Genomic DNA, 13387 nt, shown 5'->3' with positions numbered 1-13387 from the left:
CGAGGGAAAAAACATGAGCTCAGGCAAAATTGCTCAGGTTATCGGGCCGGTCGTAGACGTTGCGTTTGCTTCCGGAGACAAACTACCTGAGATAAATAATGCACTTGTAGTCTATAAAAATGATGAGAAAAAATCAAAAATCGTCCTTGAAGTAGCTCTTGAGCTTGGTGACGGTGTGGTGCGGACCATTGCCATGGAGTCGACCGATGGTTTGACGCGTGGTTTGGAGGTTTTAGATACTGGTCGTCCGATTTCTGTGCCGGTCGGAAAGGAAACTCTAGGCCGGGTGTTCAATGTTTTAGGGGATACCATTGATTTGGATGCGCCTTTTGCAGATGATGCAGAGCGCCAGCCTATTCATAAGAAAGCACCGACCTTTGATGAACTATCGACTTCATCAGAAATCCTGGAAACAGGAATCAAGGTTATCGACCTGCTAGCACCTTATCTGAAAGGTGGGAAAGTCGGACTCTTTGGCGGTGCCGGAGTAGGGAAAACAGTCCTGATTCAGGAATTGATTCACAATATTGCCCAAGAGCACGGTGGGATTTCTGTCTTCACAGGTGTTGGTGAACGGACGCGTGAAGGGAATGACCTCTACTGGGAAATGAAAGAATCTGGCGTTATCGAAAAGACCGCCATGGTCTTTGGTCAGATGAATGAACCGCCAGGAGCTCGGATGCGGGTTGCTCTTACCGGACTGACCATCGCGGAATATTTCCGTGATGTGGAAGGTCAGGACGTGTTGCTCTTTATTGACAACATCTTCCGCTTTACGCAGGCTGGTTCGGAAGTGTCTGCCCTCTTGGGGCGTATGCCGTCAGCCGTTGGTTACCAGCCAACACTTGCGACAGAGATGGGACAGTTACAAGAGCGGATTACCTCAACCAAGAAAGGTTCCGTTACTTCAATCCAGGCTATCTATGTGCCAGCGGATGACTATACTGACCCAGCGCCAGCGACAGCTTTTGCTCACTTGGATTCTACTACCAACCTAGAACGGAAATTGGTTCAACTTGGGATTTATCCTGCCGTGGATCCACTCGCTTCCAGCTCGCGTGCCCTTTCTCCTGAGATTGTCGGAGAGGAGCACTATGCAGTGGCAGCAGAGGTTAAGCGGGTTCTGCAACGTTATCATGAATTGCAGGATATCATAGCTATCCTTGGTATGGACGAACTGTCTGACGACGAGAAGACTTTGGTTGCACGTGCTCGTCGAATCCAGTTCTTCCTATCACAGAACTTCAATGTGGCAGAGCAGTTTACCGGCCAGCCAGGTTCTTATGTACCAGTAGCTGAAACGGTTCGTGGCTTCAAGGAAATCCTTGAAGGTAAGCACGATAAGCTACCGGAAGATGCCTTCCGTGGTGTAGGCTCCATCGAGGATGTATTGGCCAAGGCTGAGAAAATGGGATTCTAAGAGGTGAATGATGGCTCAAATGACAGTACAAATCGTGACACCGGATGGTCTTATTTATGATCACCATGCTGCATTTGTTTCCGTAAAGACCATTGATGGTGAGTTGGGGATTTTGCCCCGCCATATCAATACCATCGCTGTTTTAGAAGTGGATCAGGTTAAGGTGCGCCGAGTTGATGATGACAAGCATATCGACTGGATTGCGGTCAACGGCGGAATCATTGAAATTGCAGACAATGTCATTACCATTGTGGCGGATTCAGCTGAGCGTGCGCGTGATATCGACATTAGTCGGGCTGAGCGTGCTAAGCGTCGGGCTGAGCTGGAAATTGAGGAAGCCCATGACAAGCACTTGATTGACCAAGAACGCCGGGCTAAGATTGCCCTGCAGCGGGCAATCAACCGGATCAATGTCGGAACAAGAATCTAAGAAGCTATTCTTGCCTGAAGATAGAAGTCAACCTTCATCTGACGAGACTTGGCTTCATGAATACAAACTGAACACGCAAAACTGGGGCAGGAATGTCTCAGTTTTCTTTTCCAAAGAAAAAGGGAGAACTGTTTAGTTCGTCCCTGACTGGAGTCTTGTGGTATAATAAAAGTTATGGTAGAAGTTATTTTTAAATTATGCAGTCATTTGCTCTTTATTTTCTTTGCCTTTCATCTGCTGTCAACGGTTGTTGAGTGGGAGAGATTTTTCAAGGTTAATGCCGATAATGCCATGAAGATTCGCTTTTTGATTCTCTTGTTTAGCATTGCTTTGGGCTATTTAGTCAGCCTTTTCTTCATTGGTATTTACGATATGAGCCGGGCGATTTTTAACGGTACTTTATAAGGTCATATTTTTGATTTTATGGTATGATAGTATGGATGATTTTAAAAATTTAGAGTAAGGAATCGATATGGAAAAAATTATTATTCAAGGTGGAGATAATCGCTTGGTCGGAAAGGTCAAGATTGAAGGAGCAAAAAATGCGGTCCTGCCTCTTTTAGCAGCGACAGTATTGGCCAGCGAGGGCCAGTCAGTTTTGAAAAATGTTCCGGTCTTGTCCGATGTCTTTACCATGAACAATGTGGTCCGCGGTTTAAACACTCAGGTGGATTTTAATCAGGAAGAAAATACAGTTGTTGTAGATGCCACTCAGCCTTTGTCTGAGGAGGCGCCTTACAAATACGTCAGCAAAATGCGGGCGTCTATCGTTGTTTTGGGTCCAGTCCTGGCTCGTAATGGTCATGCTAAAGTTTCTATGCCAGGCGGTTGTACGATCGGCAGTCGGCCTATTGACTTGCACCTGAAGGGCTTAGAAGCCATGGGTGCTCAGATTACCCAAACAGCGGGTTACATCGAAGCGAAGGCAGAGCGGCTCAAGGGAGCTCACATTTACATGGACTTTCCCAGTGTGGGAGCAACGCAAAACATCATGATGGCTGCAACGCTGGCTCAAGGAACGACAGTGATTGAAAATGCTGCTCGGGAGCCTGAAATCGTTGACCTAGCTCTCTTTTTAAATGAAATGGGAGCCAAGGTCAGAGGAGCAGGTACCGAAACTTTGACCATTGTCGGAGTGGATCAGCTGCGCGGGGCTAAGCATAATGTGGTTCAAGACCGTATCGAAGCAGGGACTTTTATGGTTGCTGCAGCTATGACCAGCGGTGATTTGCTGATTGAGGATGCCATTTGGGAGCACAATCGTCCTTTGCTTTCCAAAATGCAGGAAATGGGAGTGGAAGTGACAGAGGAAGATGAAGGGATTCGGATTCGTTCCGATGTTTCGAAGCTGAGACCGGTTTCGGTCAAGACTCTTCCTTATCCGGGCTTCCCTACCGACATGCAGGCTCAGTTTACAGCACTGATGGCTATGGCCAAGGGCGAGTCTACGATGATTGAGACTGTCTTTGAGAACCGCTTCCAGCATCTGGAGGAAATGCGTCGGATGGGGTTGCACTCTGATATCATGCGTGATACAGCTCGCATCTGGGGTGGCGGCAGTCTTCAGGGAGCTGAAGTCATGTCAACAGACCTCCGAGCTAGTGCGACTTTGATTCTGATGGGCTTGATTGCCGAAGGCGAGACCAAGGTCAGCAAGCTGGTACACTTAGACCGAGGCTACTATAAATTCCATGAGAAATTGGCAGCCTTGGGAGCCAAAGTGAAGCGTGTAAAGGAAGAAGACGATGAGTGAAAATCTTAAATATTTAGGCCGGCAGATTGGCCTTGTTTTACTGGTTCTCCTGGTAGCTGTGATTCTCTTTTTCGTGGCTCTGATGATTGGCTATAATGTTATCGGAAATGGTAAGGGCTCTATCTGGTCACCAGAAACCTGGCAAGAATTAATTGGGAAGTTTACTGGAAACTAGCTCCTAGTCGAAAAGACTAGCTGAAATGAATCCAGTTTGCTAAGTTGAAAGAAAGAAGATGAAAAGAAAGACTAGTCAGAAAAGGAATTCTAAGAGCCTGCAAGGCTGGGCTGGGCTGACTTTAGCCTTGATTTTAGCTCTGGCTGGCTATTTCTGGGGACAGGAAGGTCAGCAGCCACTTCAGAGCCCAAATTCAGAAATCAGAGTTGGGCAAGTCCAAGATCAGGGCACCCCTAGTCGGGAACTGGCTGAGAGCGTTCTGACGGATGCTGTCCGAGCTCAACTCAAAGGCAGCATTGAATGGAACGGAGCTGGCGCCTTTATCGTGAATGGAAATAAGACAGACTTGGATGCGGGGATTTCTAGTAAGCCCTACGCTGACAATAAGACCAAGCTTGTTCAAGGGAAAACCCTTCCGACGGTGGCGAATGCCTTTTTATCGAAGTCTACCCGCCAGTACAAAAAACGGGAAGAAACTGGAAATGCCAACACTTCATGGGTACCGGCAGGTTGGCATCAACTCAAGAACCTCCCTGGTGAGTACAATCATGCTGTGGACCGCGGACATCTCTTGGCCTATTCGCTGATCGGTGGTTTGAAGGGCTTTGATGCCTCTACCAGCAATCCTGCCAATATTGCTGTGCAGACGGCTTGGTCCAACCAAGCCAATGAAACTGATTCGACAGGGCAGAATTACTACGAGACAAAGATCCGGAAGGCTCTTGATAAGAACAAGCGGGTGCGCTACCGGGTAACCTTGATTTATGCTACGGAGATTGATTTAGTGCCGGTTGGCTCACATTTAGAGGCCAAGTCCAGCGATGGCAGTCTGGAATTCAATGTCTTTATCCCGAATGTGCAAAAAGGGATTCGCCTGGACTATAATAGTGGCAGGGTCAGTCTGGATAGAGGTTCTTAATTTGATACTCAAAAATGGATTTGCAAAGAGTATTCATTAGTATGAAAAGAAATGGTTGCAGATTTGTAGTCATTTTCTTTTATACTAATAGATAAGAAGAAGACGGACTTTTCAGTCTTCTTTAAGAAAGCGGTGGTAAAATCAACGTTCTCTTACAATCTAGTAAAGGAGGTTGCGATGGGACTTATTTTTAAAAGCATCCGGTTCCTCATGCGTCTGATTGGGCGCGTGGTTTGGGGACTTGCCTGGTCCTTTGTCCTGAGCTTTATGGTTATTGTCGGAATTTTCTATTTTACCACTTCGACAGAACCGGGTACAGAGGGACTGACGCAGGCTGTTCAGACTGCTGTTGGCAGAGTGGATCAATTTTTAAATCACCAAGGCATTTCCACGGGGCTTCACAGCAGTGAGGAGACGCAGACGGATCAGCTGACAGATGAGCATGCAACAACAGGGGCTCGTTGGGATCAGCCAAGCGCCACAATTTACATCGATACAAATAATGAAACCTTCCGTTCAGCCTATAAGGAGGCCATTGATTCTTGGAATCAAACAGGTGCCTTCACCTTTCAAATCATCAATGACAAAGACAAGGCGGATATTGTTGCAACGGAGATGAACGATGGCAACATCAGTGCAGCTGGTGAAGCTGAGTCGCAGACCAATCTCCTAACCAAGCGGTTTACCCATGTCACGGTTCGCCTTAATAGTTACTACCTGCTGGACAGTCGCTATGCCTATTCTCATGAGCGGATTGTCAATACAGCAGCGCACGAATTGGGCCATGCTATCGGATTAGACCATAATGAGGAGGAATCAGTGATGCAGTCAGCAGGCTCATTTTACAGTATCCAGCCGACAGATATCCAGGCTGTAAAAGACTTGTATCAATCGTAAGCCTATGTTAAAATCTATTTTTTACTTGATTCGACACTTTCCAGAGCAAGTTTTTCTCTTTGTTTTTAACTCAGGAATCTTTGTCTGGCTATGGAAAAGCGGCAATGAGATTGCCAACCAGCTAGGAGTGACAGCGGCTTGGGAAAATCATGTTCCTGCGCCCATTCAGGTCTTCTTCGGGCAGAATATTGAGACAGTTCAGGGATTTTTTCACAATTCCGCCTTTATGTGGCTGGTCGGATCCATGATTATCCTTCTGGTTATTCGTCTAATCAAGGGAATGATTAAATTTGTTGTCTTTGCGGTTCTGATTCTGCTGGGAATTTATCTGATTTTGCAGAATCAATCTATTCTCAATAGTTTTATGTAGAGGCTGGGACAAAAGTCCTAGCCTCTCAATTGTCTTTGTATTGTCAAGCAAGACGCAGTGGTTGAGTGGGCTCTACTACGCTGATTTCATCAGCTTTTACAGCCCTACTCAACTGTGCGGAGGTGGGACGACGAAATCGAATTCTAACGAATTACCGATTTCTGTCCCACTCTCTTTTTCTTTTGGGGAGCTGAGTTTGCTTTCTCTTGAATTCTGATAGCTGTGCTTCTGGAAATCTGCTATAATGGTCTTATGATTATTTTACAAGCAAGCAAGATTGAGCGCTCTTTTGCAGGGGAGCTTCTTTTTGACAATATTAACCTGCAGGTAGATGAGGGTGATCGGATTGCTCTCGTCGGTAAAAATGGAGCTGGGAAGTCAACCCTGCTCAAGATTTTGGTGGGCGAGGAAGAGCCTACTTCTGGTCAGATCAATAAAAAACGAGACTTGTCCCTGTCCTATCTGGCACAGGACAGCCGCTTTGAGTCGGAGAATACTATCTACGACGAGATGCTGCTGGTCTTTGATAGTCTGCGTCAGCAAGAGAAGCGCTTGCGGCAGATGGAGCTGCAAATGGGAGAATTGTCAGGGGAAGACCTGACTGCTCTCATGACCCAGTACGACCTGCTGTCAGAGGACTTTCGCCAGAAAGGTGGTTTTACCTACGAGGCGGATATTCGAGCTATTTTGAATGGCTTCAAGTTTGACCAGTCCATGTGGCAGATGAAGATTTCTGAGCTGTCGGGCGGGCAGAATACCCGTCTGGCTCTGGCTAAGATGCTTTTGGAGAAGCCAGAACTGCTGGTCCTGGACGAGCCGACCAATCATCTGGATATCGAGACCATTGCCTGGCTAGAGACTTACTTAGTCAACTACAGCGGTGCCCTGATTATCGTCAGCCACGACCGCTATTTCCTAGACAAGGTTGCGACCATTACGCTGGACTTGACCAAGCATTCCTTGGACCGCTATGTGGGCAATTACTCCAGCTTTGTGGTCCAAAAGGAGCAGAAGCTGGCCACTGAAGCCAAGAACTATGAAAAGCAACAGAAAGAAATCGCTACGCTGGAGGACTTTGTCAATCGCAATCTAGTTCGGGCTTCCACTACTAAGCGGGCTCAGTCTCGCCGCAAGCAGTTGGAAAAGATGGCGCGTTTGGACAAGCCGGAGACCGGCAGTCGCTCGGCTAATATGACCTTCAAAGCCGATAAGGTTTCAGGCAATGTTGTGCTGACCTTGGAAGATGCAGCTATTGGCTTCGGACAGGAAGTCCTGTCGGAGCCGATTAACCTAGATATTCGCAAGTTTAATGCGGTAGCTATTGTCGGACCAAATGGGATTGGAAAGACGACCTTGATTAAATCACTAATCGGGCAAGTGCCCTTCATCAGAGGCAAGGAGCAGCTGGGAGCTAACGTGGAAGTGGGCTACTATGACCAGACCCAGAGCAAACTGACTGCCAGCAATACAGTACTTGACGAGCTATGGAATGACTTCAAGATGACGCCAGAGGTCGAAATTCGCAATCGCTTAGGCGCTTTCCTCTTCTCGGGAGACGATGTCAAGAAGTCTGTTGGCATGCTGTCGGGAGGAGAGCGGGCGCGGCTGCTTCTAGCCAAGCTGTCTATGGAAAACAACAACTTCCTCATCCTAGACGAGCCGACCAACCACCTGGACATTGACAGCAAGGAAGTGCTGGAAAATGCCCTGATTGACTTTGACGGCACCCTACTCTTTGTCAGCCATGACCGTTACTTTATCAATCGAGTGGCCACCCAGATCATCGAGCTCTCTGAGACAGGCTCCACCCTTTATCTGGGTGATTATGACTACTATCTGGAGAAAAAGGCAGAGCAGGAAGCCTTGCGTGAGGAGACGGAGCAGGCCAGTCCTGACAAGCCAGCACCTACCAATGACTATCAGCTTCAAAAGGAAAACCAGAAAGAACAGCGCCGTCTGGCCCGTCGCCTCGAACAACTGGAAGCGCAAATCGAGGACTTGGACAGCCAGATCAGTCAGCTTCAGGAAGCCATGGAGGCCACTAATGACGCCGCCGAACTCATGGAGAGCCAGCAGCAAATCGACCAGCTGACCGCTGCCCAAGAAGAAGCCATGCTAGAATGGGAAGAACTGGCAGAGAAGGTGTAGAAGTGCGCAGTTTTCGTTAGAAATGAGCTTCTTAGAGACTACAGGAAAATTAAATTGATATTTAATGTGCTTCAGTTATCGTACTACTAAAGATTTTGATGACTGAATCATTTTATTTAAGAAAAATAGGAGAAAATGATGGATTTTCTAGTAATATTTATGATTGCAATGCTAGCCATTTTTGCTTTCGTAGGTTGGATAGTTTATTGGGCGATTAGTCGTTCTGCTAAAAAGAACAAAGAATATCAAGCCTTTGCTTCTAGGCACGGCTATCAATTTGATAAAGCACAAGGTAATGATTATTACAGAGATTACTCTAAACAAAAAACAAGTAATGACCTAACACTGAAACTTTTTCAGAATCCTTATGTAGCAAAATACGCTAATTTTAGTCATTATCCATTTGGTCGTGGAAATCTAGTAAAAGTTGCCTATGTAATTTCAGGTAACTATAATGGTTCTCAATTTCGGGCTTTCACCTATCATTTTGAGGGGAATGCAATCGAGAATACTGGTCCTGGTGGAGTGTTCAGTATTGTTATGATTCAGTGCCCTAATGAACCAAAAGGTCAGCTTTCAGAGCAAATGTTTTATGAAAATGGAATGTTCTGTGAATACCTTCGAGAAAATTTGAATGTAGAAGACCTTCATGATAGAATTGAAAAATTAGCCAATATTGCAAATGCAAAATGATCCTGACCGGTATTCAATCTAGAGATTTGGTAATAATATGTATATAGTTAATTAGAAAGAGGTTAGAATGTTTTTTAGAAGACGTCGTTTTTACTTGAACCAATATTATGACAAAGCTATTTATTTTGATCGTAAGACCCACGAAGTTTTAGAGGCGCCAAAGAGTAAACTATTAGATACAGAGAAGTCAAATAAGATGAATCGACATATTCCTCTATTAGTTGTTCTCTTTATAGCTAGCGGAAGTGGCATTTCTTCCTTCTTTAGTCTATTTTTACAAGGAACTTATAGCATGACTACTTTTTGGAGTGTTATTCTTATCTGGATAGCAGAGTTTGCTTTTGTCACTCTCCTTGTAGAACGAGCCTTGTATAGAAATGTCAATATAGCTCAAGTGACTACTCAAACAGTTTGTCTGACTACTATGATTTATCCGGATGACGAAAATCAAGACGAAGAGGAAAAGACGGAAAAAGGTTTTAGTAAAGGTGCTTTTTTATATTTTAATGCACTCTTATTTACTATTCCTGCAGTAGGTTTCTACTATGTCTATGATTTTATTTCCCGCTTTAAAGACTTGTTGGGGCAACCGATTGGAGGAGAGATTTTTAAAATTATATTTGCAGGTCTTTTGTTGGGAATTGCTTTTGTTGCGTTCAATCAAAATTACTTTGTTAGAATCTTGAAATTGTCACAACGGTTTGAGGAGGGGAAAATTAGTGTGATATGTAGAGCTGATGACGATCCAGATGTCTATCTAGAAGTGAGTGTTGGACCAGATGGAGCTATCGTGACAAAAGAGCTACATGATTATAAAGCTGGATCTTAGCTGATTTGAAATTGAATAAAAGTGAGTGAAGCAGTAGAGATTATAAAGTTTGGTAACAGAACATCAATAAGTAATTAGAAAGAGGTTAGAATGTTTTTTCTCAGACGTCGTCGAGTATTTATTGGCGAGTGTGATGGTCAGGCGGTCTATTATGACCAGCAGACTGGAGAGGCTTTAGCAGCTCCCAAAAGTTTCCTGCTCAATACGGAAGGAGCGCGTAAGACCAATGCCTATATTCCTGAATTGGTGATTCTATTGATGGCAGGTGGACCTGCGGTCTTTGGATTCTTTTCAGTCTTGTCCATTGGTGTCTATAACTGGACCAGTTTGACCTATATCCTACTATTTTGGTTGGCTGAGTTTCTGTTAATGGTCGCTATTCTTGAGCGAGGGCTTTATAAAAATGTTCGCAAGGCTCAGCCGACAACGGAGAAGGTGTTTTATTATGCAGCTTCCCATAATTTGATGGTGGGTGACGAGAATTTTGATCCAGCTAAAGCATCTTCAACAATCTATCGAATTGCTCGCTACATAATAATTGCTGCTGATATATATTTAGTATTTGTTTTTTACGGCTATATTCAAAAGTTTGGTCAGCCTATTGAGACTAATTACGGTTTTTGGATAGCCGGATTTATGTTCTATACGCCCTTTTTGTTTTATAATCAAAACAATTCAGTTCGTTTTGTAAAGATTATGAAGCTATACAGTCAAGGGAAAATCCTGTTTAAGAAAGAAACAGAGAGAAACTTGTAACTAGGTGTTAGGTAAAAACAGTCGAATCGCAGAAAGCAAGTGCTATATCTTTAACGGAGCGAGGAGTAGTTGTTGCGACAGTTGCTGTTTGGTAACATAATTTGTTTCCTATCCTCAAATGGAAGATCTTAAACGAAGTTAGACTTTAGATAAGATGAAATTAGGAGATTAAAAATGAAAAAAATCAGTATTTTCGGTGCAGACTTTGAACGAAGTAAGAAAATCGTAACGAACGGAAAGTTTGCCTTAACAGCCGGTATGCCAAATCCTATTCATATGGGGATCATCAATCGCTTGTTTACGGTCGTGTTTTGCATATTTATCTTTTTTGGAATTATGGTTTACTTTCTATTAATTGCTTTGCCAAGTAGTGTAGGTCAAAGTGGAGAAGTACACTATCTTTCTCATCAATCGGTTTCTTTGTTTCACACAATTGGGCAAATAATGCGACCAATCAGTATAGTTTTCTATCTAACTTTCCTTTTTGGTTCTATCCCTGTTTTTTGGCCCAAGAAACGCTTGAGCAGTCAGATTTGGACCTATTTTCCTTTTTATTTTTCAATGTCAGTTTGTGCTTTTATATCAGGGTTATACTTTGCTAGTGCAGTAGCTTACGATGCTTATACAGTGGTGGGATTCTGGTTTCAGCTCGTCTTAGGAATCGGCCTCTTTTTCTGGATTATTATGAATAGTATCCAGAATTTGAAACGGAGACTGAATGATGAAGAGGAAAAGTCAATCCTTAAGAAAGTGATGATGATTACAGTCAGAACGATGGTAGTTCTCTTTCCGGTATCACTGTTCTATCATCTAATGAATCAACTACCGGTCCTTTTTTATTTCTATATTTTTGGATTATTTTTGGTGGTTTGGTTTGTCATTGGTGCCTATTTTATAGCTTTTATGATGAATGTGCATATTTTTCAAGCCTATTATATCTACAAGTACCCGGAAGAGTATAAATCCTACTTAAAGATTTCAGATAGAGAATGGTATAGCAAACGATATTATAAAAAGTTAGTCAAAAGCGGCAAGCTAGAAGAAGAAACAACACAAGAAAATGGAGAAGAAAATGAGTAAAAAATTATTACCTTTAGGAAGTGATGGAAATAAAGAACTAGATCGAAATATTAAGTTTAAAAAGCTAATATGGAGCTGTCCATTGTGAAAAAGATAAGATTATTATTTGCTGTTGATAATGGCATGGGGACTAATTTAAAAGGAACAGGCCTAGCTGCAGAGTACTATCTTTTATCAGGAGATATTATTTGGAGAAAGCTCGATAAGGAAAGCATAAGGAATCACCAAAACATAGCTAAGAAAATTGGCAGATTAACTTGGATGTCTTCGCCATTTTTGATTGTCCCGATTATGGCTTTTATCGCTAGTTATTCTGATAATTACATTGTTCCTCAAATTGAGTTCGGTCTTTTTTCTTTTCTGTTACCGATGATCTTAGGAATTTGGTTGTTTATATCTTTTGAATTATGGATGGTTTCAATTAGAAATACTTATCCATTGATTGAAGCTCCCAGTAGGACTGTCCAGAAAGAATATTTTGAAGTTACACACGATATAACTTTAAAACATAATGATGTTTTGAAACAGATAAAAACACCTTATCTTGCAAACATCTTAGTAGTTTTGTTTATTGTCTTTGCAGTTATTCCTTTTGTTTATTGGTTTTATTTTATGCCAAGTACAATCATAGAGTTTATGGAGAAATTAGTTGTACTTGCTATATTACTTTCTTTGGTTCCAAATATTATATGGAATGGAATCGTTAAGACTGTTATAAATAAAAAAATTATAGATGAATTAAATGCTAAAATAGAAAATGAAAATAGGAAGTTATAACCCTATGTTACCAATTCATTCGATTATCATAAACCATTTTAGATCAACCCATGTAATGTCTGTATGTGGAGCAGAATTAACAAATTGCTTTTAGAGATACAGAGGCCAAATTTTTTGAGGTAAAAAATGAATAAAAAGAGGACAGATTTAGGACCAGAAGAATTAAACAAGGACTATTTTCAAGGGTTAGGCACGACACGCGCTTCCGTTGGTATGCTTGGTTTGGTCTGGTCCGGTATATTTGTCTTAGGTATTGCCTTGTCGCATGTGTATTATTTTATAAAAGATCAACTCAAATTGAATCCTTTTTCTAATCTTATATTCCTATTTTTTGTGTGTACCTTCTCTTTATGCTGATATGTCAAGTTATTTCTTTCAATCAAAAATTGATTTATAGGCATCAATTTTTTGGCACAGCCATGCTTTTTGCCATGATTAATGGATTACTTCTGTCATTAGTTTTAACAGATTATGTTATTGTTGTACTCACTAATAATTTATTGAAAAATTCTTTTATATATACCATTATTTTTGGGCTTAGTTCTCTGCTTCTCTTTTTGGGTTTAATACTTTATAATGTAAGATGGTTAAAGAAACAATTAGAAACAGGCTTTTCCGAACAACGGACTAATGCCAACTATGTTGCTGCTTCGAGTGTCTATAGTAAACCCTCTATCTGGATAATTCTAGGAGCTACCTTGCTAGGGGGAGTCATGGTTGGTTGGATATCCGGCTATTCTAAGCAAATATTAGGTATTTTGGGTAATATAGTGTTTATATCAGCTTTCTCGAGACTCATTGTCGAAGTTGGATATTTACTTAAGTTGAGAGCGAAAGATAAGACTTACTGGGAAGAAGTACCAGAAGAATTATATAATCAGAGTTTTTTTAAAACTTTAGATTTCAAAAAGACTAAACCCCGTTTGATTACAGAGATTATTCTATTTCTTGGCATTATTGCTTGTTTGCAATTATTGAATATAGATGCTGAAAATGGTCCGATTTGGTTAATATGGTTTATAAGAATTTTTGGCTATACGATTGTCTTGGATGCTACGGGGAGTTTTATTTATTATCAGTTTAAAAAGAGGAAGACAAGAAAGCACTGAGAACTACATCAACCTGACTTGTTTTAATTGT

The 13387-nt window shown here is 42.3% G+C and carries 14 protein-coding genes and 1 pseudogene; all 15 read left to right on the top strand.

Annotation, left to right across the window (positions count from 1 at the left end):
* Positions 1 to 13: 13 nt before the first annotated feature.
* The 15 genes and pseudogenes from atpD to ELZ47_RS07775 all read left to right on the top strand — a co-directional run bounded on the left by atpD (position 14) and on the right by ELZ47_RS07775 (position 13356).
* Positions 14 to 1420 (top strand): F0F1 ATP synthase subunit beta, encoded by a 1407-nt coding sequence (gene atpD / locus ELZ47_RS07850; RefSeq protein ID WP_126435726.1) that lies wholly within the window; start codon positions 14 to 16, stop codon positions 1418 to 1420.
* 7 nt (positions 1421 to 1427) lie between these two features.
* Positions 1428 to 1850 (top strand): F0F1 ATP synthase subunit epsilon, encoded by a 423-nt coding sequence (locus tag ELZ47_RS07845; protein WP_126435725.1) that lies wholly within the window; start codon positions 1428 to 1430, stop codon positions 1848 to 1850.
* A gap of 174 nt (positions 1851 to 2024) precedes the next feature.
* On the top strand, positions 2025 to 2255 hold the full coding sequence (locus ELZ47_RS07840) for a DUF1146 family protein (RefSeq protein ID WP_002897901.1): 231 nt from the start codon (positions 2025 to 2027) through the stop codon (positions 2253 to 2255).
* Positions 2256 to 2322: 67 nt separating this feature from the next.
* Positions 2323 to 3603: a UDP-N-acetylglucosamine 1-carboxyvinyltransferase gene (murA, locus tag ELZ47_RS07835; RefSeq protein WP_002917491.1), complete on the top strand. Its 1281-nt coding sequence runs from the start codon at positions 2323 to 2325 to the stop codon at positions 3601 to 3603.
* Positions 3596 to 3778, top strand: coding sequence for a DNA-directed RNA polymerase subunit beta (locus ELZ47_RS07830; RefSeq protein ID WP_002917490.1), 183 nt, complete (start codon positions 3596 to 3598; stop codon positions 3776 to 3778). The genes murA and ELZ47_RS07830 overlap by 8 nt, the downstream gene beginning before the upstream one ends.
* A gap of 58 nt (positions 3779 to 3836) precedes the next feature.
* Complete coding sequence (locus ELZ47_RS07825) at positions 3837 to 4697, top strand: DNA/RNA non-specific endonuclease (RefSeq protein ID WP_126435724.1); 861 nt, start codon at positions 3837 to 3839, stop codon at positions 4695 to 4697.
* Between the two features lie 177 nt (positions 4698 to 4874).
* On the top strand, positions 4875 to 5594 hold the full coding sequence (locus tag ELZ47_RS07820) for a matrixin family metalloprotease (RefSeq protein ID WP_002904157.1): 720 nt from the start codon (positions 4875 to 4877) through the stop codon (positions 5592 to 5594).
* Positions 5595 to 5598: 4 nt separating this feature from the next.
* Entirely contained in the window at positions 5599 to 5964 is a 366-nt protein-coding gene (locus ELZ47_RS07815; RefSeq protein WP_126435723.1) for a hypothetical protein, read from the top strand.
* 252 nt (positions 5965 to 6216) lie between these two features.
* Entirely contained in the window at positions 6217 to 8112 is a 1896-nt protein-coding gene (locus ELZ47_RS07805) for an ABC-F family ATP-binding cassette domain-containing protein (protein ID WP_126435722.1), read from the top strand.
* Between the two features lie 135 nt (positions 8113 to 8247).
* On the top strand, positions 8248 to 8805 hold the full coding sequence (locus tag ELZ47_RS07800; protein ID WP_126435721.1) for a hypothetical protein: 558 nt from the start codon (positions 8248 to 8250) through the stop codon (positions 8803 to 8805).
* 67 nt (positions 8806 to 8872) lie between these two features.
* Positions 8873 to 9634: a hypothetical protein gene (locus ELZ47_RS07795; RefSeq protein ID WP_126435720.1), complete on the top strand. Its 762-nt coding sequence runs from the start codon at positions 8873 to 8875 to the stop codon at positions 9632 to 9634.
* A 90-nt stretch (positions 9635 to 9724) separates the two neighbouring features.
* Positions 9725 to 10390 carry a hypothetical protein gene (locus tag ELZ47_RS07790; protein ID WP_002900722.1) on the top strand — a complete coding sequence of 222 codons (666 nt, stop codon included), beginning with the start codon at positions 9725 to 9727 and terminating at the stop codon, positions 10388 to 10390.
* Between the two features lie 174 nt (positions 10391 to 10564).
* On the top strand, positions 10565 to 11470 hold the full coding sequence (locus ELZ47_RS07785; protein WP_002900721.1) for a hypothetical protein: 906 nt from the start codon (positions 10565 to 10567) through the stop codon (positions 11468 to 11470).
* A 69-nt stretch (positions 11471 to 11539) separates the two neighbouring features.
* Complete coding sequence (locus tag ELZ47_RS07780) at positions 11540 to 12247, top strand: hypothetical protein (RefSeq protein WP_002900720.1); 708 nt, start codon at positions 11540 to 11542, stop codon at positions 12245 to 12247.
* A 213-nt stretch (positions 12248 to 12460) separates the two neighbouring features.
* Positions 12461 to 13356 (top strand): annotated as a pseudogene (locus tag ELZ47_RS07775) (hypothetical protein).
* Positions 13357 to 13387 lie beyond the last annotated feature (31 nt).

The sequence above is a fragment of the Streptococcus sanguinis genome, from assembly GCF_900635155.1.
Taxonomy (GTDB): Bacteria; Bacillota; Bacilli; order Lactobacillales; family Streptococcaceae; genus Streptococcus; species Streptococcus sanguinis_G.
The sequence above is the reverse complement of the archived record's forward strand: the minus strand, read 5'-3'. Positions and strand labels throughout refer to the sequence as shown.

Excerpts from the sequence above, each read along its gene's own strand:
- ELZ47_RS07815 (WP_126435723.1), top strand. The coding sequence starts at position 5,599 with ATGTTAAAATCTATTTTTTACTTGATTCGACACTTTCCAGAGCAAGTT.
- ELZ47_RS07820 (WP_002904157.1), top strand. The coding sequence starts at position 4,875 with ATGGGACTTATTTTTAAAAGCATCCGGTTCCTCATGCGTCTGATTGGG.
- ELZ47_RS07805 (WP_126435722.1), top strand. The coding sequence starts at position 6,217 with ATGATTATTTTACAAGCAAGCAAGATTGAGCGCTCTTTTGCAGGGGAG.
- ELZ47_RS07785 (WP_002900721.1), top strand. The coding sequence starts at position 10,565 with ATGAAAAAAATCAGTATTTTCGGTGCAGACTTTGAACGAAGTAAGAAA.
- ELZ47_RS07845 (WP_126435725.1), top strand. The coding sequence starts at position 1,428 with ATGATGGCTCAAATGACAGTACAAATCGTGACACCGGATGGTCTTATT.
- murA (WP_002917491.1), top strand. The coding sequence starts at position 2,323 with ATGGAAAAAATTATTATTCAAGGTGGAGATAATCGCTTGGTCGGAAAG.
- ELZ47_RS07830 (WP_002917490.1), top strand. The coding sequence starts at position 3,596 with ATGAGTGAAAATCTTAAATATTTAGGCCGGCAGATTGGCCTTGTTTTA.
- atpD (WP_126435726.1), top strand. The coding sequence starts at position 14 with ATGAGCTCAGGCAAAATTGCTCAGGTTATCGGGCCGGTCGTAGACGTT.
- ELZ47_RS07790 (WP_002900722.1), top strand. The coding sequence starts at position 9,725 with ATGTTTTTTCTCAGACGTCGTCGAGTATTTATTGGCGAGTGTGATGGT.
- ELZ47_RS07795 (WP_126435720.1), top strand. The coding sequence starts at position 8,873 with ATGTTTTTTAGAAGACGTCGTTTTTACTTGAACCAATATTATGACAAA.
- ELZ47_RS07825 (WP_126435724.1), top strand. The coding sequence starts at position 3,837 with ATGAAAAGAAAGACTAGTCAGAAAAGGAATTCTAAGAGCCTGCAAGGC.
- ELZ47_RS07780 (WP_002900720.1), top strand. The coding sequence starts at position 11,540 with ATGGAGCTGTCCATTGTGAAAAAGATAAGATTATTATTTGCTGTTGAT.
- ELZ47_RS07840 (WP_002897901.1), top strand. The coding sequence starts at position 2,025 with ATGGTAGAAGTTATTTTTAAATTATGCAGTCATTTGCTCTTTATTTTC.
- ELZ47_RS07800 (WP_126435721.1), top strand. The coding sequence starts at position 8,248 with ATGATGGATTTTCTAGTAATATTTATGATTGCAATGCTAGCCATTTTT.